This window comes from Acinetobacter colistiniresistens, from assembly GCF_024582815.1.
Taxonomy (GTDB): domain Bacteria; phylum Pseudomonadota; class Gammaproteobacteria; order Pseudomonadales; family Moraxellaceae; genus Acinetobacter.
The window spans coordinates 756,502-777,782 of record NZ_CP102099.1; the positions used below are offsets into that span (position 1 = coordinate 756,502).

Genomic DNA, 21,281 nt, shown 5'->3' on the forward strand with positions numbered 1-21,281 from the left:
GACCATTAGAGGCTGTCGACATGTCTTTGTTACGTCGTTGGTTTGATCCCATACGATCGAGTTGGTACTATCAGAAACCTTCTCGTCAGGCGGAGTTACCCACGGAACAGGGTTTAAGTATTTACCTGCGTCTAGACGATGTTTATAGCTATCTTGCAGTGCAACAACTTGGTCAGCTCAATGAAATCCTGAGTGATGAACTCAAACCGTTAAAGGTGATTATTTCGAGGCAAGACGCTGAACCTCCTAATGAGATGTCGAAGCAAGACTGGCAAACTTATTGTTTAAATGATGCCAAAATTCTCGCCAAGCAACATCGTTTTGGTTTTGATGACACCCCAGAAATCCCCAGCGCAGAAGCCTTACAACAAGCTGAAACCATTCTTAGAAACACGCCATTGCGTGAGCAGAACTTCTTACATTTGCTCGAAGACGTCTTTCATATGTTGTGGCAACAACAATATGGCAAATTGCGTACCTTGCATGCCATGGCTAGCCAGCATCAAAGCCCTCAAGATTATCCTGAACGCATTTTTAAAGATGTGCCTGTAGCCGCCAGTTATTTCGAGTTTGGCGAGCGTAAATATCAAGCCGTTGATGACTTACTCCGCTTGACCCGTCGGCTAAAACAACAGAAATTGCTGACAGGAAATCCAATTTTCCTGATCAACCATATCGAATGGCGTGAGCATTTGATTAATGATGGTGAAGCGCTGAGCGAAGTTCAAGCCATGCATTCTGAGTTGGATCTGTATATTGCGCTTGAAGATCCAATGAGCTGGTTATTATTGGCATATATCAAAGAAGAACTGGCGGATTATTATAATATTCAGTTGAAAGTTTACCCATTGAGTTATCATGGGCGAGACTGGTTTGACTGGAGTCTGGCCACTCGCGTCTCCAAGCGGACACAAGTCGCATTTACACCATTCTGTCGCCCAACCAAAGACGCAACCTACGAGATGGCACGGCTGTTTTATAGTGTGCCTGAAGAACAGCAAGTGGACTGTATTCATCAGATATTAGAAGGCGTGTGGACACGCGGTAGAGACCTGTCATTTAAAGCCCATTTTCAGCGTATGCAGAGACGCTTGGAGATCGATCAGATAACTGAACAGGATGTGGAGGCTCTATTGCAACAGAATGATGAACTGTGCCAGCAAAAGCATCAGCCTGATTTTCCAGTTCTGGAATTGCGCATTGATGGACAGAGCTATGTATTTAATAGCTTATACCGGGTCTGGATGATTGAAAGTATTATTAGCAATGTGTTGGAAGATAAATACCGAATAGCCTCAAGCTCTGCCTGAGGCCAGCTCCCAAAAATAAGAATAGGGGGAGCCCCCGTTTTTTCGTAGCATAACTCCGGTGCAACATCGGAGATCGCGCATGACTTTTTTAGCAATCATTATTGTAGTATTTGCCTTTGCAGGCATGATCAAAGGTATGATTGGTCTAGGCTTGCCTGCGGTATCCATGGGGCTACTGACCATTGCCATGAGTCCCTTTCAGGCTGCATCCCTGTTGATTGTTCCTTCCATGGTGACCAATATTTGGCAACTGTTTGCTGAGGGGCGGGTCTGGATGTTTATCCGGCGTTTCTGGACCTTACTTGCAGGCATTATTGTGGGTTCGATCTGGAGCTTTTTACCGACCTTAAACCAGAGTCATGGGCATAGCAGCGAAATTTTATTGGGATGCATGCTGGCCTTATACGGATGTTATGGCCTCTGTGTCAAAAAGCTGCCCCATCTGGCCAAATATGAGCGTTGGCTATCTCCTGTCGTGGGCTATATTGGTGGTGCAGTCACAGTCGCAACGGGCGTGGTGATTATTCCCGTTGTGCCGTATTTGCAGTCTTTGCATTTAAAACGAGATGAACTGGTACAAGCCTTAGGATTGACCTTTACCGTATCTACGATTTGTCTGGCGGTATTTCTACAGCATAACCCGATGGCTGGCATGCACCTGGATTATCGACTCTCTGCCGTAGCTTTAGTGGCGGCATTGGTTGGGATGTGGCTCGGTAAAAAGATCCGTTACCAACTCAATGAGCAACGCTTTCGTCGCCTGTTTTTTATTGGGTTAATGACTTTAGGGATGTATATGATTGCGCATTAGCATGGATCAGTTGGTGGGTTGATGCTGTAGTAAAAATTCAGCAAATTGTTGATAGCCAAGCGGCAGTTGGGAAAAGTCCTGTGCGGCCAAAAGCAGCTTACGATTGGCCCATGCACCCAGTAACTGCACGGTATGGAAAGCGTAATCGGCCTGTAAGCGCTGTGCCGCACGGGCAGGCATAATGGCAATGCCGACCCCTTTCGCCACCACTTCTGCAATTGCAGCAAAATTGGGCAAACGCAAACGGTATTGGATATTAAAGCCCAGCAATTTGGCTTGGGTTTCAATCGATTGCTGTAATGAATGATGCGGCATCAAGCCAATAAAGCCGTAATTTAAGGCCTCGATCAGGTTCAGGGCTGCCTGTTGGGCTAAGGCATGTTCTGCTGGACAAATCAGCACCAGCGGGTCGCTGGCAAATTCTTGGGTGTGTAAATGCTGGGTATCAAAAAAGCTGGATACCAATCCCAAGCGTGCAATGCCTTGGGTCAGGGCTTCAACAATTTCAGAGCTTTCCGCTTCGTGTAGATCAAGATTAATGGTTGGATGTAACATCAGATATTGCGGCAAGAGTGGGGGTAAATACTCACTTTGAGCAGAAGAGTTACACCAGAGCGTCAGAGCTTCAGGTTGCTGTTGCCGAAAGCGTTGCATGTCATGTTCAAGCACCGCTTTTTGTTTCATTAAACGGCGGGCATGTTCTGCCAAGGCATGACCCGCAGTGGTCAGTTCAAGGCCATTGCTATGACGAATAAATAAGGGGGTATCGAAATAGAGTTCAAGTTTTTTTATGCGTTCGCTGGCGGCCTGCAAAGAAATTGCAGAGCATTCCGCGCCTTTGGTCAGACTGCCGGTACGGATGATATGTAGAACAAGCTGTAAATCAAAAAAATCAAAACGCATGATGGCAACGTATTGAAATGTAAAAATTCATCATACTAAATATCGCTTCAGGAAAGATAGTGGACTGAAGTGTGGCACAAACTGTTTTTGGTAAGGCGATTTTAACTTTGATCCAAAGGATGATCTTTAAACAACTGTATGATCCATTCTATAAATACGCGTTGTCGGGGTGAAACCCATGTTTTTGAAGGGTAAAGCAAAGAAACGGGTAAAGAGGGAACCGTGTATTGGGGTAATACAGGGCAAAGCTGACCATTTTCGATTTGTTGTAAATGAGCATAACGTGGCACCTGAATAATACCAAAGCCTTGTTCTGCTGCAGCCGAATAGGTATGCGCCCCATTGACTTGAATTAAGGAACTGAGGTCATAAAATGCAAGCTGATGATTGATGATGAATTCTAGGGGAAGCTGTTTTTGGCGTGCGCTGGAGTAAAAACCCACCATAAAATGCTGTTTTAAATCGCTGAGTAGCTTCGGTGTGCCGTATTTGTTGAGGTATTCAGGACTCGCAAGCGTGATTTGCGGGATCTGGCCCAAGGATCTGACCACCAGTTCACTATTATTTAAATGACCAATCCGAATCACACAGTCTATGCCTTCTTTAATCAGATCAACATAGCGATCACTTTCAGTCAGTTGTAATTGTATTTGAGGATATTCACCGAGAAACTGATGTAGTTTGGGCAGAATAAAATGCGCAGCAAAGAGACCGTGAACTTCCACCTTTAACGAGCCTTGCGGTTTGGCATGTAAAAAATCATGATCTGATTCATTAATATAAGTCAGAATATATTTACAGCGCTGATAGTACAAATGGCCTTCGTCAGTCAGATTGACCTGTCGTGTGGTCCGAAACAGTAAGCGGGTATTTAGCTGCGATTCCAATTGTTTAATCGCATCTGTCAGGGTCGAGCGTGGCAGACTCAGAATATGAGCTGCTTTGGTAAAACTGCGCTGCTCAACCACATGCACAAATGCTGACATTGCATTTAACTTGTCCATAGGCTTGATTGTTTTGTTCGCTCTATTCGGATAAAGAAGCCGAAATTTGATGGATTATCTTGTTCTCACTGAACAGTATCATAGATCGTATTCCGTGATAAGTTGACTTGAGTGAGGTTAAACATGAATATGCCATCAAATCATAAGAAAGTAATTTTGATTACAGGAGCATCCCGAGGAATTGGTGCTTTTACCGCAACCTTATTGGCACAGCAAGGCCATCAAATCGTGATTAATTATGCACGCAATGATTTAGAAGCAAATCAGGTCGTTGAAAAAATTACAGCTGCGGGTGGTACAGCAAGTGCATTTAAAGCAGATATCAGCCAGTCGCATCAGGTTGAGCGGCTATTTGACTATGTCATGCAAAACTACGGGCGAATGGATATTCTGATTAATAATGCAGGCATTATGTGCTTTCAAAAAATTGAAACTTTAGATGATGAAACTATTGAGAAGGTTCTGGCGATTAATTTAAAAGGTAGTTTATATACCATGCGAGAAGCGGCGAAACGACTTGAGCAGGGTGGGAAAATTATCAATCTCTCTAGTAGTGTGATTGGTATGAAGCTGGAAGGGTATGGTATTTATAGTGCCTCTAAAGCAGCCATAGAAGCTTTGACGGCTATCCTTGCCAAAGAATTAAGAGGCAGAAACATTAGCGTTAATGCGATTGCACCAGGACCTACAGCAACTGAACTATTCTTTGAAGGGAAGAGTGAGGCATTAATTGAACAGTTGGCCAAAGCAGCCCCTTTAGAGCGTTTAGGCACAGTGGAAGATATTGCTGCGGTGCTTGATTTTGCTGTGAGTGATGCGAGTAACTGGATTAATGCACAGGTGATTAGAGCCAATGGAGGCATTATCTAGTCATGTATCCTTCTCAACATAAAAAAAGGCAGCTTGTGCTGCCTTGAATATTTTAGTTTTTGTCTTTTAAATTAAACAGCAAGTTTAGGAAAATCGCAGCAAAAGTTGCAGTGCCGATCCCACCTAAATTGAAGCTACCAAATAACAATTCAAAGTTACCTGCGCCGAGGATAATCGTAACAGAAGCGATGATCAGGTTTTTATTGTTTGAGAAATCGACTTTGTTTTCGATCCAGATTTTCGCACCTGCAATGGTAATCAGACCAAACACCACAATCGATGCGCCAGTGAGTACCGCATTTGGAATGGTGCTGATGACGGCACCAAATTTAGGGGAAAGGCCCAAGAAAATAGCAAACACACCAGCAATCACAAAGACCAGCGTCGAGTAAACGCGAGTGACAGCCATCACCCCAATGTTCTCGCCATAGGTGGTCATTCCGGGTGCTCCGACACCGCCTGATAAGGTGGTTGCAACGCCATCGGCAACAAAAGCTTTACCCAGTTGCGGTGTGAGGTTTTCACCTGTCATTGCGCCAACGGCTTTGATATGGCCCAGATTTTCTGCCACCAAAATTAGTGCTACGGGTGCAATGATCAGAATCGCATTTAAATCAAAAGTTGGGTGTGACAAGCTCGGAATACCGAACCAAGGCGCGGCCGAGATTTGGGAGAAATCAATCGGTTTGCCATAACCTAAACCATTACTGGCGATTGCATAAATCGCATAGGCAATTAAAAGGCCAATTAGCAGTAATAGACGTTGTAATAGCCCTTTGGTAAAGACGGCGATGATGCCCATGCTGAGTACCGTAATCAGCGCCATCCACATTTCAAACGGCTGACCTGCAACCGCTTTGATGGTCACGGGAGCCAGATTAAGGCCAATAATCATGACGATCGCACCTGTCACCACAGGGGGCATCAGTTTCTCAATCCAGCGTGTACCAGTCAGCATCACTGCAAAACCGATGAGGGCATAAACAATCCCGCAGACCACGATCCCGCCCAAAGCGACTGACAGGTTTGGATTGGTACCCGAGCCGGTAATATGACCTGTTGCTGCCGCAACCACCCCGATAAAAGCAAAACTTGAACCTAAATAACTCGGAACACGACCACCTGTCATAAAGAAGAACAGGATGGTACAGATTCCTGACATTAAGATGGCCAGATTGGGGCTAAAGCCCATCAATAAAGGTGCAAGGACGGTTGAACCGAACATTGCAAATGCATGTTGGACCCCGAGCACCGCACTTTGTAAGGGCGGTAAATATTCATTTGTTGCAACAGGGCGATGATCAACCTGTCCCTGATACGGCTGCCATTTTGGAAACCAACTTGACATAAATTAGACTCATTATGTGATATCAGCGCGTATGATACCCTGTCTTAAAACGCGCTTTCACCTATAAGTCATTGAGGGGATTGCCAGATCAGCCTTTTAGCGTTTGTATTTTTACCTTTTGGTAAAATTTATTTCAAAATAAGCGTGTGGATTTATTATTGATTTTGTCGAGATTATTTGAAAAGTTAAATATCTTATTTTCAAAATAATTTTTTGAATTTTTCTCATTTTTTATTGAAATGGCATATTTTGCCAGCCTTGCCATCAACAGGAGCCTTTCTATTGATGGCAAGGCTGAGGTGCGACTTAACCTGTGTTACGCAGACCTGCGGCAATCCCTGCAATACTGACCATGAGGGCATGATCGACAGGGCTGTGTTCGGTCTGGTGTTCGGCCAGATACAGGCGGCGACGTTTCATCAACTCGGCTTGGAGTAAATGTAACGGCAATAAATACGGTTTACGCACCTGCATGGACTGATCCAGTACATCATTATTACTCAGCAGTTTCGATTCCCCTTTCAGGCTGAGCAGGGTATCCACTGCATTTTGTAAGCGTTGCCGTAATTCCACGCCAAGCACTTTTAAATCCTGATCTTGGGTTAGATGAGATTCATAATACAGGGCAATATCAGCATCGGATTTAGACAACACCATTTCCAGCATATCAATCAAAGTCTGGAAATATGGCCATTGTTCCAGCATCTCGTTTAAGGTGCTTTTATGTTGCTCGTGCACCTGATTAATCGCGGTACCTGTCCCCAGCCAAGCCGGTAGCATCAAGCGGATTTGAGTCCATGCAAATACCCAAGGAATGGCGCGCAGCGATTCAATACCACCACTGACTTTACGCTTAGCAGGACGTGAACCGAGTGGTAGCATTTGTAATTCCAGCTCAGGTGTGACGGTACGCAGGTAGCTGACAAAGTTAGGATTTTCACGCACGGTTTGACGATACACTTTGACCGATAAATCCGTCATGTGGTTCATTAGCTCACGCCATTCCTGTTTCGGTTCGGGTGGCGGCAACAAGGTCGCCTCTAAAGTCGCTGCGGTATAAATTTCCAGATTTTGTAGCGCGATACCTTCCAAGCCGAATTTGAAGCGAATCATCTCACCTTGTTCGGTCACACGGATGGCACCAGAAATTGAACCTGGTGGTTGTGAAAACAGGGCTTGCTGCGTTGGCGCACCGCCACGGCTAATAGAACCACCACGACCATGGAACAGGGTCAATTGCACACCATGCTGTTTGGCGATGGCGGTCAGCTCTTCCTGAGCACGATATTGCGCCCAGTTGGCCGACATAAAGCCAGCATCTTTGGCTGAATCTGAGTAACCAATCATCACTTCATGTTTGCCTTGAATATGCTGTTTGTACCAATGCATATTGAACAAGGTATTCATGGTTTTGGCCGCGCCGTCCAGATCCTTTAAGGTTTCAAATAAAGGCACCACACGCAGTGGATGTTGAATCCCAGCCTCTTTTTGCAGCAGCAACACGGCCAGCACATCACTTGGATATTCTGCCATGGAAATAATATAGGCACCCAAGCTCTCGGTGGGCTGTTCCGCCAAAGTGCGCATGGTAGCAAACACTTCCAGAACATCGGGGTGTTGAATCAGGCTGCCTTCAGGTTCATTGAAGAATTTCGGTAATAATGGGCGCTTGCTCTGTAATTCTTGAATCAGAAAGTTCTGACGTGCTTGTTCGGTCCATGATTCAAAATTACCCAGACCTAAATATTCGGTAATCGCAGAAATGGCTTGGCGATGGCGGCCGGACTCCTGACGGATATCCAGTTTGAGCAGTTCAATGCCGAAGCAATTGACGCGATAAATAAAATCCAGCAATTGCCCATTGGCAATCTCGGCCAGATTGCTGTCGATCAGTGAGCGGTAGCAGAGGAGCAATGGCGCCAACAATTCATCTTTGCTTTTGATGATATTGCTGTCATCGGCTTCAGTGCCTTGAAGGCGGTGTGCCAACCACGAACGGGTGGCTTTTAAACGCTCACGGGTGTCACGTAAATATTCACGATAGGGCTCAGGGTGTTCATAGCCCAATGCTTGAGTCAGTTCTTCAGAACAGCTCTGAATTGACAATTCCCAACGTAGATTTTCAATATCACGCAGGTATAGGTCGGCTGCTTGCCAACGTGATAACCACAATACTTCTTGGGTCACCTGATGGGTGACATTCGGGTTGCCATCACGGTCACCGCCCATCCAGGAGGCAAAACGAATCGGTGCGATGTGCAGGGGTAAGGCTTGCGCACAATGTTGCTGGGTCAGCTCATTCAGTTCGCGTACAAATTTAGGTACGGCATTCCAGAGCGATTGTTCTATCGTAGCAAAGCCCCATTTGGCTTCATCGACAGGGGTTGGACGATGCTGGCGGATTTCATCGGTTTGCCATGCGGAGCTAACCAGTTGTTTCAGGGTGGCGATGGTCTGTTGACGTTCTTTGGGTGTCAGCTTTTGCTGATCGAGTTGTGATAGGCAATCGGTAATATCATCATATTTTTGAATAAGAGTACGGCGGCTGACTTCAGTTGGATGAGCCGTTAGCACCAGTTCAATTTTTAAATCACAGATCTGTTGAAACAGTTGCTTTGCGTTGATCTGTTGGGTTTTGAATTTTTCAAATAGATGCGGGAGCGGATTTGGACTGGGTGCATGTTCATCAAACTCGGCCTGACGACGGCTACGTACCACATGATACTGTTCAGCAATATTGGCGAAGTTAAGAAAATGTGAGAATGCGCGAGTCAGTGGCAAAATCTCTTCATCTTTTAAACCGAGAAACAATTGTTCGAGCTGTTTTTCCGCTTCGATCTGGCCGTCACGTGCGCCTTTGGCTAATGCCCGAATTTGCTCAATCTGATTAAACAAATCTTGCCCAGCATGTTGCTTTAAGGTCTCTCCAAGTAAATTGCCGAGTAAACGGACATCTTCACGTAGTGGAGCAGTGATTTGCTGAATCATTCTAATTCTCCTGTTGTTCTCACTCGACTATAGCGCGATTGCGAGACATTCCAAGAGCAGAACGTAAAAAATGTGAATATTCTCTAATTTTTCGGTTGATATTTAAGCAAAAAAATCTCAATCGCGTGCTGAATCATCTGGTCAATTTCAGTTGCTGTTGGCACAGGGGCTAGACCCAGTAACACTTGTTGATGACGGATGCCCAACATTAGCGAGATGATCAGCTCAGTTTGTTTTATCGGTTCATCGGCTTGAATAAATTTAAAGGCGATGGCTTGCTCGAAAAAATCACACCAGACATGGCACATGCGGCTATGCGAGGCATCAAAGAATTGTTTGGCTAACGGACTTTGTTCGGCCGCCAATTCAAACAGCAAGCAGTCCAGTTTCAAGGCTTCTGGCAGATAAATAATACTTAAAGCCCGGTGGCACATCAGTACCAAGGCCTGCTTAAAGTCGGAATCCGCAGTGAGTTCAAACTGTTTGGCACGAATCGATTCTTCACAGCTTTCTTCAATCGCGCACATAAACAGATTACTTTTGTCCTGAAAGTGATTGTACACCGTGAGTTTGGTGACGCCCGCTTCTTTGGCAATCTGATTCATATTGGTGGCGTGATAGCCCATTTTTAAAAAAATAGATTTTGCGGCTTGTAAAATTTTGGCTCTTTTCTCTAAATCTTTAGGACGGCCACTGCTGATTTGCACGTTATCGTTCTCTGTTAATCAATTTTAAAAATCAGAATTCTAGCTTTATTTTTTAATTAATGTACCCATGAGTATATTAATTAAAAATAAACAATCTATGATAATGCTCATATCACGCCTTAAAAATCAATTTGAATAAGAGCGCCATTAGATGAATCAGATCAATCGTATCATATTGGGCTTACTGGTTGTCAGTAGTGTAGTCCTCAGTGCTTGCCAAAAAGAAACACCCAAGACTGAAGAAATCCCTTATGTCATGGTGACCCAGCCGAATAGCAATCATATCGAGCAAAAGAGCTATGCGGGGAATGTACAGGCACGGCAGCAAACGGCTTTGGCTTTCCGTGTCGGGGGACAGATTACCGAACGTTATGTCGATGTCGGTGATCGGGTGAAAGTCGGGCAGGTGCTGGCCAAGCTGGATGTCAAAGATGCACAACTGCAAATGAATGCAGCCAAGGCACAGTTACAGAGCGCCGAAGCAGCGGCCAAAATTGCCGCTGAAGAATATCAGCGTTATCAGCAACTTCTACCTGTCAATGCCGTGAGTCGCTCACAATTTGATGCGGTCAAGAATCAATATGAATCGGCACAAGCCAGTTTGCAGCAGGCCCGTTCGAATTATCAAGTGTCCTCAAACCAGACGGGCTATAACCAGCTGATTTCGAATAAGAATGGGGTGATTACCCAACGCCAAATTGAGATTGGACAAGTGCTTGCCGCAGGGCAGGCGGCCTATCAATTGGCGATTGATGGGGAGCGTGAGGTGGTTTTCGGAGTACCTGAACAAGCCGTCAGTACCATCAAAGTCGGGCAACCGGTATGGGTGACCTTGTGGTCGCAACCCGACGCCCGTTTTGCGGCCAAAGTGCGGGAAGTATCACCCGCTGCCGATCAGTCACGAACTTTCACCGTTAAGGTGTCTTTGCTTGAAGGGCAGTCCAGCATTCAACTAGGTCAAAGTGCACGGGTATTTTTTGTTGCACATGACAACAATGTTTTGAGCGTGCCGTTATCCAGTGTTACCGCCAATGATCAGCAAGCCTATGTCTGGGTGGTCAATGCCAATCAAACCATTCGTAAAGTGCCTGTGACCTTGGGCAACTATGCACGTGACAGTGTCCCTGTGCTCTCGGGCTTAAAAGCCACGGATTGGGTGGTGGTTGGCGGAGTACACTTATTGCGTGAGCAACAAAAGATTCATCCGGTTGATCGTGATAATCGCGATGTTAGTGTCAAAACGGGAGGTTAAAGATGAAATTTAACCTTTCAGAATGGGCGCTTAAGAATAAAGGCATCATCCTTTATTTTATGCTGTTGCTTGGCATCGTGGGCATTATGTCCTATTCCAAGTTGTCACAAAGTGAAGATCCACCGTTTACCTTTAAAGTCATGGTGGTACAGACCTATTGGCCGGGAGCAACGGCCAAGGAAGTCTCGACGCTGGTGACCGACCGCATTGAAAAAGAATTAATGACCACCGGGCAATATGACCGCATCATGGCCTATTCGCGGCCAGGTGAATCGTTGGTGACCTTTGTCGCCAAAGACAGTTTGCCTTCGAGCGCCATTCCTGATGTCTGGTATAACGTGCGTAAAAAGGTCAATGATATTCGTTCACAATTGCCGAGTGGTGTACAAGGACCGTTCTTTAATGATGAGTTTGGCGATACCTTCGGTAACATCTATGTACTGACAGGGCACGACTTTGACTATGCGGTGATGAAAGAATATGCCGACCGTTTGCAGCTGCAATTGCAACGGGTTAAAGATGTCAGCAAGGTTAATCTGGTGGGTCTGCAAGATCAGAAAATCTGGGTTGAGCTATCAAATACCAAGGCGGTGCAGTTAGGTGTGCCTGTTAGCGCCATTCAGGAAGCGATTCAAAAACAAAATGATATGGCAGGTGCAGGTTTTTTTGAAACCGGCACAGACCGGATTCAAATTCGGGTCAGCGGGCATTTACACAGTATTGATGATCTGAAAAAAATGCCGTTGCTGGTGGGAGATAAAACCATTCAGCTGGGGGATGTGGCAGAGGTTTATCGTGGTTTTAGTGAACCTGCGCAACCGCGCATGCGTTTTATGGGCGAAAACGGTATCGGAATTGCAGTCTCGATGCGCAAAGGGGGAGACATTATTGCGCTCGGTAAAAATCTGGAAACCGAATTCAACCGCCTGCAAAAAAGCTTGCCTTTGGGCATGAAGCTGCAAAAAGTTTCGGATCAGCCAGTCGCCGTACAACGCAGTATTCACGAGTTCTTAAAAGTTCTGGCTGAAGCAGTAATCATTGTTTTATTGGTGAGTTTCTTCTCGCTCGGTTTCCGTACTGGTTTGGTGGTGGCGCTGTCTATTCCATTGGTACTGGCCATGACCTTTGCAGGCATGAATCTGTTTGATGTCGGGTTGCATAAGATTTCACTGGGAGCATTGATTCTGGCACTGGGCTTGCTGGTTGATGATGCCATTATCGCCGTGGAAATGATGGCGATTAAAATGGAACAAGGCTACAGCCGCCTTAAAGCTGCGGGTTTTGCTTGGCAAACCACCGCCTTTCCAATGCTGACGGGGACATTAATTACAGCCGCCGGATTTTTGCCGATTGCTACGGCGCAATCTGGGACGGGGGAATATACCCGTTCTATTTTCCAAGTGGTGACCATTGCGCTGATGGTGTCATGGATCGCGGCAGTGTTATTTGTACCGTATTTGGGTGAAAAATTATTACCCGACTTCAGCAAACAGAAGCAACAAGCCGCGTGGTACTTACGCTTGTGGGCAAGATTGCGCAAGCAACCTACACCTATCGTGGAAGCACATGGTCAGCATCATGACCCGTATCAGTCCAGATTTTATCAATCTTTCCGCCGTGTGGTGGAAATCTGTATTAGCTATCGTAAAACCGTGATTGCCGTGACAGTCGGGCTCTTTGTGCTATCGGTCGCGATGTTTAAATTGGTGCCACAACAGTTCTTCCCGCCATCGAATCGGGCTGAAATTTTGGTGGATTTAAAACTGGAAGAAGGTGCATCACTGACCGCCACGGAACAGGCCGTGCATAAGGTGGAACAGTTCCTGTCTAAACAAAAAGGCATTGATAACTATGTGGCCTATGTCGGTACTGGGTCACCGCGTTTCTATTTGCCTTTAGATCAGCAATTGCCGCAAGCCAGTTTTGCCCAGTTTGTGGTATTGGCTTCGTCGTTGGACGATCGTGATGAAATTCGCCGCTCTCTGGACCAACAGATTAAGCAGTTATTGCCTCAAGTACGAACTCGCGTGTCTTTATTGGAAAATGGCCCCCCAGTCGGTTATCCATTGCAGTATCGTGTCTCTGGTGAAGATTTGGGGACGGTGCGTCAATGGGCGCAGAAAGTGGCTAAAGTGCTGAGTCAAGACCCGAATACCACCAATGTACATCTGGATTGGGGTGAGCCGAGCAAAATCATTGCCATTGAAATTGATCAGGATCGTGCACGTCAAATGGGCGTTTCCAGTGTTGATTTGGCCAATTTCCTCAATGCTTCGGTCACGGGTGCGGTGATGAATCAATATCGTGAAAAGCGTGAATTGATTGAAATCCGTTTGCGTGGTGATAAATCAGAACGGGTTGAAGTGGCTTCTTTAGCCAGTTTGGCCGTCCCGACCAGCAAGGGCACCACCGTACCTTTGGCTCAAATTGCCACAATCGAACCCCGTTTTGAAGAAGGCTTGATCTGGCACCGCAATCGTTTGCCGACCATTACTGTTCGTGCTGATATTCGGACCCATTTACAACCCGCCACGGTGGTACAGCAGCTGGCTGATCAGATGCAGCGTTTACGTGCTGATTTACCAAGCGGTTATCTGCTTGAAGTGGGGGGCACGGTCGAAGAGTCAGCCAAAGGACAAAACTCGGTCAATGCGGGTATGCCCTTATTCTTGGCGGTGGTGATGACCTTATTGATGATTCAATTGCGTAGTATGTCACGGGCGACCATTGTGTTACTGACAGCCCCTTTGGGATTGATCGGTGTGGTGGCGTTCCTGTTATTGTTGAATAAGCCCTTTGGTTTTGTGGCAATGCTAGGCACGATTGCACTGTCAGGCATGATTATGCGCAACTCGCTGATCTTGATTGATCAGATCGAGCAGGATATTCAGGCAGGGCATGAGCCGTGGGACGCGGTGATTGATGCGACCATGCGTCGTTTCCGTCCCATTGTGCTGACTGCACTGGCTGCGGTATTGGCCATGATCCCGTTATCACGCAGTATTTTCTTTGGTCCGATGGCCGTTGCGATTATGGGCGGATTGATTGTTGCCACATTATTGACCTTATTTTTCCTGCCTGCGCTCTACGCGGCATGGTTTAAGGTCAAAAAAACAACACAACTATCGTAATTATTTTGTGAATAAAGGTGCGAAACATTGAAAATTTCAATATAGTAGCACCTATATTTTAAGACCAAAAAATAATTGAATTTCATTGCATGATAAATTCTGCAAGATGCAGTGAATCGAGGTGATATAGAGCATGGGGCAAGACAATATTGAGCAGCATCGCCGCTATGTGGCGATTTCTTACGTGTTCATGTTTCTTGCATTATTTACAATCGTGTTTGCAGCGTTTGCATACCTGTTAGCACGAAAAGTTGCAATTGTGGATAATGCTGAAGTATGGATACATGCGCATGCACTCTGGATTATGCGTAATGTGCTGTTATTTCTGGTGATGGCGTTCTTTGCAGCTCTATGGTTTATTCCACTGTTCTTTTTCGCATGGAACAGCATTCTCTGGGTTACCGCAATGACGGTTGCCGGTGTGGTGTTTAGTTCGATTGCATGGTTGTTTTTATTGAATGCATGGTTAAAAGGTATTGCCAAATACTTTAAAAATAAAGCAGTTTTTTAATTTTCTGCTTTTTTATTGCAATAGACCTTGTAAATTTATCGTACAGTCCCTATTAAGGCTCTGTTGACTTTTTATTTGTTAAGTCGGCAGAGCCTATTTGTTTTTTAGATTTAAATAAATTCCGTGAGGAGCATCGCCAACCATGGCTAAACGTGATTATTATGAGGTTTTAGGCGTTTCGAAAACCGCAAGTGATGATGAGATCAAAAAAGCCTATCGTAAGTTGGCGATGAAGTATCATCCAGACCGTAACCCAGACAACGCAGAAGCAGAAGAAAAATTCAAAGAAGCGGCAGAAGCGTATGAAGTGCTGTCTGATGAAGAAAAGCGCAGCATGTATGACCGTGCTGGACATAGTGCCTTTGAAGGCGGCTTTGGCGGCGCAGGTGGTGGCTTCGGCGGTTTTAGCGCAGAAGACATCTTTAGTCAGTTTGGCGATATCTTCGGTGGTGCATTTGGTGGCGGTGGCCGTCAGCAACAACGTCAACGCCGTGGTTCAGACCTCCGTTATGTGATGGAACTGACGCTTGAAGAAGCGGTCAAAGGGGTGAAAAAAACCATTACCTTTACTGCACCAGCACCATGTGAAACCTGTGATGGTAAGGGATCTAAAAATCCGAATGATGTTGAAACCTGTCGTACCTGTCATGGTGCGGGTCAAGTGCGCATGCAACAAGGTTTCTTCTCGGTTCAGCAGACCTGTAGCACCTGTCGTGGTCAAGGTAAAATCATCAAGAACCCATGCACGAGCTGTCATGGTTCAGGCGTTGCAGACCGTCAGCAAACCCTTGAAGTCACCATTCCTGCAGGCGTAGACAATGGTGACCGAGTACGCTTAACTGGCAAAGGTGAAGCGATTCGTGATGGTCAAGCGGGTGACTTATATGTTGAAGTGGTGGTTCGTGAACACGAAGTCTTCCAACGTGATGGTGCAGATCTGTATATGGATGTACCTGTCAGCATTGCAGATGCAGCTTTAGGGAAAGAAATTGAAATTCCGACCCTTGATGGTCGTGTCAGCTTAAAAATTCCAGAAGGAACGCAAACCGGTAAATTATTCCGCTTACGTGGTAAAGGTGTTCGTCCTGTACGTAGCAGCATGGTTGGGGATTTACTCTGCCGTATCGTGGTGGAAACCCCAGTGAACTTAAACAGTCGCCAACGTGAATTGTTAAAAGAACTGCAAGCGTCTTTTGATGGTGATGGCCATGCTGCATCGCCAAAGAAAAAATCATTCTTTGATCGCCTATTTGATTAATTGGCATTCATAAAAAAACCTGCTGCGGCAGGTTTTTTTATGGGAAATTTTTAGCGCAGCCAAAGAGTTTTGCTATAGTAGCTCAATTGTTTAAATAAAAGACTGGGAAAAATTATGTCAACTTCTCCACGCATTGGAATCTTGGGTGCAGGCGGACGCATGGGACGCATTCTGATTCAAGCGGTACAACAAGCAGGCTATCAACTTGCCGCAGCTGTTGAGCGTCCTGAAAGCAGCTTGGTGGGTGCGGATGCAGGTGAGCTTGCAGGGATCGGTAACATCGGTGTCAAGATCGTGGGAAGTTTGAGTGAGGTTCTAAAAGATTGTGATGTGGTGATTGATTTTACTGCACCTGTGGCCACTGAACAGCACTTGAAGTTATGCCGTGAAGCAGGCGTGGCCATGGTGATTGGGACTACAGGCATGTCGGATGAACAAAAGGCATTTTTGGACGAAACCGCTACCCAGACCCCAGTCGTCTATGCTGCTAATTATTCAGTCGGTGTCAATGTCTCGATTAAATTATTGGAACTGGCTGCAAAAGTGTTTGGCGATACGGTGGATATTGAAATCATTGAAGCGCACCACCGTCATAAAGTCGATGCACCTTCTGGTACCGCATTTATGATGGGCGAGGCGATTGCGGATACCTTAGGCCGCAACTTGAAAGACGTGGCAGTGTATGGCCGTGAAGGCTATACCGGCCCGCGTGATCGTCAGACCATTGGTTTTGAAACCATCCGTGGTGGTGATATCGTCGGTGAACATACGGTGATGTTTATTGGTGAAGGCGAGCGGGTTGAAGTGACACACAAAGCCACCAACCGTATGAACTTCGCTTCAGGCGCAGTCCGTGCCGCGGCGTGGGTGGTTGGCCGTGAAGCACGTAAATATGATATGAAAGATGTTTTAGGCTTTAACGAGATTGAAGTATAAAACGCTACGATTTGCTACTATAAAAGCGCTTGTTGAGCTTGGTTTCCAGTTAGAGTGAGACAGGCGCTTACCATCATTAAAACAATTGAGCATGACATGAATAAAAAACATATTGTTCTTGCTACACTGCTAAGCGTGACCAGCTGGGCTGCAAGTGCTGCGACAGACACTGCCAAACTGAGTTTAAACCGTAATAATATTAAAGTCTGGACGTATCAGGCCGAAAATAATCCGATTATTCAATATAAAGCTGAAACCACCTTTGATGTGCCTTTAGAACGCGCTGTTGCCGTGGTCTTGGATGTTGAGCGTACCCCACAATGGGTACCTTATGTCGGTAAAGTGCAGATGCTGTCTCGAGATGATAAAAAGGGTGAGTTTACCTTGTACATGGTGCTGGATTTCCCTTTTCCTTTAAAAGACCGCGATGTGGTGATTAAAGGAAAAATGAGCAAAAATGCAGATGGCAGCATCAGTATTAAAAATAATGCCATTCAGAATAACTACCCTGAGCAGCCTGATGTGGTGCGTTTAACCAAGTATGCGGGCGATTGGACTTTCCAGAAACTCGCCAATAATAAAGTGAAAGTCACCACCAATGGTTATGCCGATCCTGCGGGTTCAATTCCATTGAGCTTTGTGAATATGTTTGTGCAGCAGCAGCCCTATCAAATGCTGATGAAGATGAAAAAAGAAGTCAATAATCCAATCTATGCGCAACCGAAATTACCGGATGTATTAAAATAAAACAAAGCCTGATTTTAATCAGGCTTTGTTTTATTTGGGGAAGATTAAGCTTGCGGACATTGTTGTAATTGCGCACTGGATTTGGCCGCCAGTTTGATTTGAATCAGAACCAAGATCAGACCGATACCTGCCAACATAGCGCCGATTATCGAGACTGCTGCGTAGTTCAAGCCGAGACTTAACACCGCACCGCCTGCAGCTGCACCAATGGCATTGCCGAGGTTAAAGGCGCCGATATTGACTGAAGAGGCAAGACCAGAGGCCTCATGCGCAACTGACATCACTCGCATTTGTAATGGCGGAACGATGGCGAAGGCTGCAGCTCCCCAGATCACTAAAGCAAACGCTGCCCCCAATTGTGTTTGAGCAAGGATTGGGAAAATCAGCATTAAGCTCATCAGCAACAACAGGAAGCCAATCAGGGTTTTGTTCACGGATACATCTGCAAACTTGCCACCGAAATGGTTACCGATTGAGAAACCAATCCCGATCAAGACCAACATCAGGGTTATAAAGGTCGGTGAAGCATGAGTGAACTCCACCAGACTTGGCGCGATATAGGTATACAAGGTAAACATGGCTGAGGCACCAAACACGGTGGTCAGTAATGCCAAAACGACAGGCAGGCGCGTCAAAACTTTGAGTTCCATTTTTACATTCGGCTTTTGACCCACAGCACCGATGGGTAGGGCTTTCCAGAGTGCCAGCATGGTAATGACCCCGAGCACAGAAATGGCAAGGAAAGACATGCGCCAGCCAATATTTTGTCCCACCCATGTTGCCAGTGGTACGCCACCAATATTGGCGATGGTAAGGCCCATAAACATGCTGGCCACCGCACTGGCCTGTTTATTTGCTGGAACAACACTGGCGGCCACCACAGAGCCAATTCCGAAGAAGGCACCGTGATTCAGACTGGTAATCAGGCGAGCGCCCATCAAACTCATATAGTTGGGTGCAAAGGCTGCGATCAGGTTACCAAGGGTGAAGATTGCCATGAGCAGAATCAGGGCATTGCGACGGGCAAAGCCACCAAACCATAAGGTCATGATCGGTGCACCAAGCATCACGCCGAGCGCATAACCCGTAATCAGCATGCCTGCACTTGGGATCGAGACCCCAAGATCATTGGCAATATTGGGCAATAGCCCCATGGGAGAGAACTCTGTTGTACCAATGGCAAATGCACCAATAGCCAGTGCCAGCAACGGAAGGTTGAGGCGGCTGCTCATGTTATTGGTCCCATTCAGGTGCAAAAGGGTCAGGGCTCACTTCTCGACCATTACGTTCCAGTTGAGCGATCAGCTGCATTTCCTCTGCACTTAAAATTAAGTCTTGTGCTTTTAAGTTGCTGATCAGGTTTTCGCGTTTGGTGGATGATGGAATCACAGCAAAACCGTTTTGTAAGGCCCAAGCCAATGCCACTTGTGCGGTGGTTGCCTGATGTTGTGCTGCAATCTCCGATAAGGTTGGATCATGTAGTACTTTGCCATAGGCCAGTGTCATATATGAGGTCACATCAATATTTTGTTCACCTAAAAAATTGACCAAGGTGCGGTTTTGTAGATACGGGCTTAACTCAATTTGGTTGGTGGCAATGTGTTCTACACCAATGCTGTCAATCGCTTGCTGAGTCAAAGCAATATTGAAATTCGAGATACCAATTTGTTTGGTCAAACCTTGTTGTTTCGCTTCTAACAGCAATTGCATCACACTGGGGATGGACACACCGAGTTGTGGCGCAGGCCAGTGGATCAGGGTCAGATCAACAGCATCGGTACGAAGTTTTTGTAAGCTGTCTTTTAAGCTGGGAATGAATTTGTCTTCAGCAAAGTTATCGACCCAGATTTTTGTGGTGAGGAACAGATCTTGACGAGCGACGCCACTTTCAGCAATGGCTTGGCCAACCGCAGCTTCGTTTGCATAAATTTGAGCAGTATCAATGGCACGATAGCCTACTTCTAGGGCAGTTTTAACTGAATCAATCACTACTTGATCTTTAAGACGGAAAGTACCTAAGCCAAATTGAGGGATACGCATATTTTTCACCTAATCTTGTATTGCTCAATGGAGCGTTTTCTGTGGATGGCTGCTATTTTGCGATGATTATTGTTGCTAAAAAATAGAGGAATTTGCAAAATACAGTTGACTAAATATCAATAATTGAGAGGGTGGCAATGAAGTCTACGGTAGAAGAACTGCTTGCTTTTATGACCATCGTCGATACAGGTTCATTTATTGCCGCAGCTGAACGATTGGGACAGACCGCATCGGGGCTCAGTCGTTCACTCAGCCGTTTAGAATCCAAGCTCGAAGTGACCTTGCTGGAACGCACCACGCGCAAATTAAAACTTACCCAAGAGGGGCAACAGTTTCTACAACAGGCACGTAAAATCCTCAGTGATCTGAATGCGGCCGAAGAGGCTTTACAAAAATCAGATCAGGATACTTCGGGGGTAATTCGAATTGACTCGGCCACACCGTTTATTCTGCATGTGATTACGCCGTTAGTACACAAGTTTCGGCAGTGCTATCCCAATATTGAGGTCGAGCTGAATAGCAATGATTTGGTGATTGATCTGCTGGAACATAAAACCGATGTGGCGTTTCGTTTTGGTGAATTACATGATTCCAGTCTGCATGCCAAATTGGTGTGTAAAAGCCGGATCTATATCGTTGCCAGTCCTGAATATCTAAAGCGTAAGGGTAAACCCGTACAGCCTCAGGCATTGTCTGAACATGATGTGATAGGTTTTACCCGTCCGACCTATATCAACACTTGGCCGATTAAAATTGAGGGTGAATATTTTCAGGCACAACCCAAAGTCAGAGCCTCAAGTGGTGAAACCGTGCGACAACTCTGTTTACGTGGGCAGGGGATTGCCCGACTGTCTGAATTTGAGATTTGGCAGGACATTAAACAAGGGCGCCTTGAGGCATTGTTTGAGGACCAGATTGAACATTCTTATCAAAGCATCCATGCGGTGTATTATCAGCAAGAGCACTTGCCGAAACGGGTCCGTTTATTTATTGAGTTTTTGACTGAGCAACTAAGTCAGGGCTTCTCGGTGTGCCAATAGCTTCATTTTGCAGTTGTACATTCAGCACTGGAATTGACGGTCCTGCTTTTTGGATCACTGACACCACAATCTGTTGCTGCTGTAGCTTACATTCAAGTTCGACCGTTGGCAGAAATGTGCTTGAGAGCATTACGCCATTTTCATTGGGCTTTTTATAGGTTAGTTTGATGATCTGAGCGTGTGCTGGGGCTGTAGCTTGTTCCATTTTCCATAATTCATAGGTCGGTTGGTTCTGAATTTGCAGATAGCCCTGTGAGAGTGATTTACACACTTGTTGTTGCTGATAGGTGGCTTGTTCGGTGAAATGGCAGCCTGTAAATAAAATGGCACTTAATATAAATAAAATATTATTTTTCATAATCTTATCCTTTGGCTGTTGATTTTTGTAGCTTAACGGTGTTGTATAAACCAATACAGATACAGAA

At 45.8% G+C, this 21,281-nt stretch carries 18 protein-coding genes; 10 read left to right on the forward strand and 8 right to left on the reverse strand.

What is annotated here, in order from left to right; all coding sequences use genetic code 11:
- Positions 1-20 precede the first annotated feature (20 nt).
- Together NQU59_RS03575 and NQU59_RS03580 are read left to right on the forward strand one after the other, a co-directional pair.
- Positions 21-1,310 (forward strand): hypothetical protein, encoded by a 1,290-nt coding sequence (locus NQU59_RS03575; protein WP_005237980.1) that lies wholly within the window; start codon positions 21-23, stop codon positions 1,308-1,310.
- A 79-nt stretch (positions 1,311-1,389) separates the two neighbouring features.
- Entirely contained in the window at positions 1,390-2,121 is a 732-nt protein-coding gene (locus NQU59_RS03580) for a sulfite exporter TauE/SafE family protein (RefSeq protein ID WP_257065048.1), read from the forward strand.
- Between the two features lie 6 nt (positions 2,122-2,127).
- On the opposite strand, the gene NQU59_RS03585 is transcribed toward NQU59_RS03580, so the two are convergent.
- Complete coding sequence (locus tag NQU59_RS03585) at positions 2,128-3,024, reverse strand: LysR family transcriptional regulator (RefSeq protein WP_257065049.1); 897 nt, start codon at positions 3,022-3,024, stop codon at positions 2,128-2,130.
- A 101-nt stretch (positions 3,025-3,125) separates the two neighbouring features.
- Positions 3,126-4,028, reverse strand: coding sequence for a LysR family transcriptional regulator (locus NQU59_RS03590; protein WP_257065052.1), 903 nt, complete (start codon positions 4,026-4,028; stop codon positions 3,126-3,128).
- Positions 4,029-4,151: 123 nt separating this feature from the next.
- On the opposite strand from NQU59_RS03590, the gene NQU59_RS03595 reads away from it, so the two are divergent.
- Entirely contained in the window at positions 4,152-4,898 is a 747-nt protein-coding gene (locus tag NQU59_RS03595; RefSeq protein ID WP_257065055.1) for an SDR family oxidoreductase, read from the forward strand.
- A gap of 52 nt (positions 4,899-4,950) precedes the next feature.
- Here the strand turns inward: NQU59_RS03595 and NQU59_RS03600 are convergent, their stop codons facing one another.
- From NQU59_RS03600 to NQU59_RS03610, 3 genes are all read right to left on the reverse strand, one after another.
- Positions 4,951-6,246 (reverse strand): solute carrier family 23 protein, encoded by a 1,296-nt coding sequence (locus tag NQU59_RS03600; RefSeq protein ID WP_257065056.1) that lies wholly within the window; start codon positions 6,244-6,246, stop codon positions 4,951-4,953.
- Positions 6,247-6,552: 306 nt separating this feature from the next.
- On the reverse strand, positions 6,553-9,234 hold the full coding sequence (gene ppc, locus NQU59_RS03605) for a phosphoenolpyruvate carboxylase (protein WP_257065058.1): 2,682 nt from the start codon (positions 9,232-9,234) through the stop codon (positions 6,553-6,555).
- 83 nt (positions 9,235-9,317) lie between these two features.
- The gene (locus NQU59_RS03610) at positions 9,318-9,941 is read right to left on the reverse strand and encodes a TetR/AcrR family transcriptional regulator (protein ID WP_257065059.1); all 624 of its coding nucleotides are present in this window, start codon (positions 9,939-9,941) and stop codon (positions 9,318-9,320) included.
- Between the two features lie 151 nt (positions 9,942-10,092).
- Between NQU59_RS03610 and NQU59_RS03615 the strand changes: the two genes are divergently transcribed.
- The 6 genes from NQU59_RS03615 to NQU59_RS03640 all read left to right on the forward strand — a co-directional run bounded on the left by NQU59_RS03615 (position 10,093) and on the right by NQU59_RS03640 (position 17,776).
- Positions 10,093-11,193 carry an efflux RND transporter periplasmic adaptor subunit gene (locus NQU59_RS03615; protein WP_005237988.1) on the forward strand — a complete coding sequence of 367 codons (1,101 nt, stop codon included), beginning with the start codon at positions 10,093-10,095 and terminating at the stop codon, positions 11,191-11,193.
- Between the two features lie 2 nt (positions 11,194-11,195).
- Positions 11,196-14,324, forward strand: coding sequence for an efflux RND transporter permease subunit (locus NQU59_RS03620; RefSeq protein ID WP_257065063.1), 3,129 nt, complete (start codon positions 11,196-11,198; stop codon positions 14,322-14,324).
- 133 nt (positions 14,325-14,457) lie between these two features.
- The gene (locus tag NQU59_RS03625; RefSeq protein ID WP_005237992.1) at positions 14,458-14,835 is read left to right on the forward strand and encodes a hypothetical protein; all 378 of its coding nucleotides are present in this window, start codon (positions 14,458-14,460) and stop codon (positions 14,833-14,835) included.
- A 142-nt stretch (positions 14,836-14,977) separates the two neighbouring features.
- Entirely contained in the window at positions 14,978-16,093 is a 1,116-nt protein-coding gene (dnaJ, locus tag NQU59_RS03630) for a molecular chaperone DnaJ (RefSeq protein ID WP_005237993.1), read from the forward strand.
- A 114-nt stretch (positions 16,094-16,207) separates the two neighbouring features.
- The gene (dapB, locus tag NQU59_RS03635; protein WP_005270115.1) at positions 16,208-17,029 is read left to right on the forward strand and encodes a 4-hydroxy-tetrahydrodipicolinate reductase; all 822 of its coding nucleotides are present in this window, start codon (positions 16,208-16,210) and stop codon (positions 17,027-17,029) included.
- Positions 17,030-17,125: 96 nt separating this feature from the next.
- Positions 17,126-17,776, forward strand: coding sequence for an START domain-containing protein (locus NQU59_RS03640; RefSeq protein WP_005270116.1), 651 nt, complete (start codon positions 17,126-17,128; stop codon positions 17,774-17,776).
- A 44-nt stretch (positions 17,777-17,820) separates the two neighbouring features.
- Here NQU59_RS03640 and NQU59_RS03645 read toward each other — a convergent pair whose 3' ends face one another.
- Positions 17,821-19,008, reverse strand: coding sequence for an MFS transporter (locus NQU59_RS03645; protein ID WP_257065066.1), 1,188 nt, complete (start codon positions 19,006-19,008; stop codon positions 17,821-17,823).
- Position 19,009: 1 nt separating this feature from the next.
- The gene (gene dkgB, locus NQU59_RS03650) at positions 19,010-19,816 is read right to left on the reverse strand and encodes a 2,5-didehydrogluconate reductase DkgB (RefSeq protein ID WP_257065067.1); all 807 of its coding nucleotides are present in this window, start codon (positions 19,814-19,816) and stop codon (positions 19,010-19,012) included.
- 137 nt (positions 19,817-19,953) lie between these two features.
- Between dkgB and NQU59_RS03655 the strand changes: the two genes are divergently transcribed.
- A complete protein-coding gene (locus tag NQU59_RS03655; RefSeq protein WP_257065070.1) occupies positions 19,954-20,856 on the forward strand; it encodes a LysR family transcriptional regulator in 903 nt (300 codons plus the stop codon).
- Here the strand turns inward: NQU59_RS03655 and NQU59_RS03660 are convergent.
- A complete protein-coding gene (locus NQU59_RS03660) occupies positions 20,804-21,214 on the reverse strand; it encodes a hypothetical protein (RefSeq protein ID WP_257065073.1) in 411 nt (136 codons plus the stop codon). The genes NQU59_RS03655 and NQU59_RS03660 overlap by 53 nt on opposite strands.
- Positions 21,215-21,281: the final 67 nt, after the last annotated feature.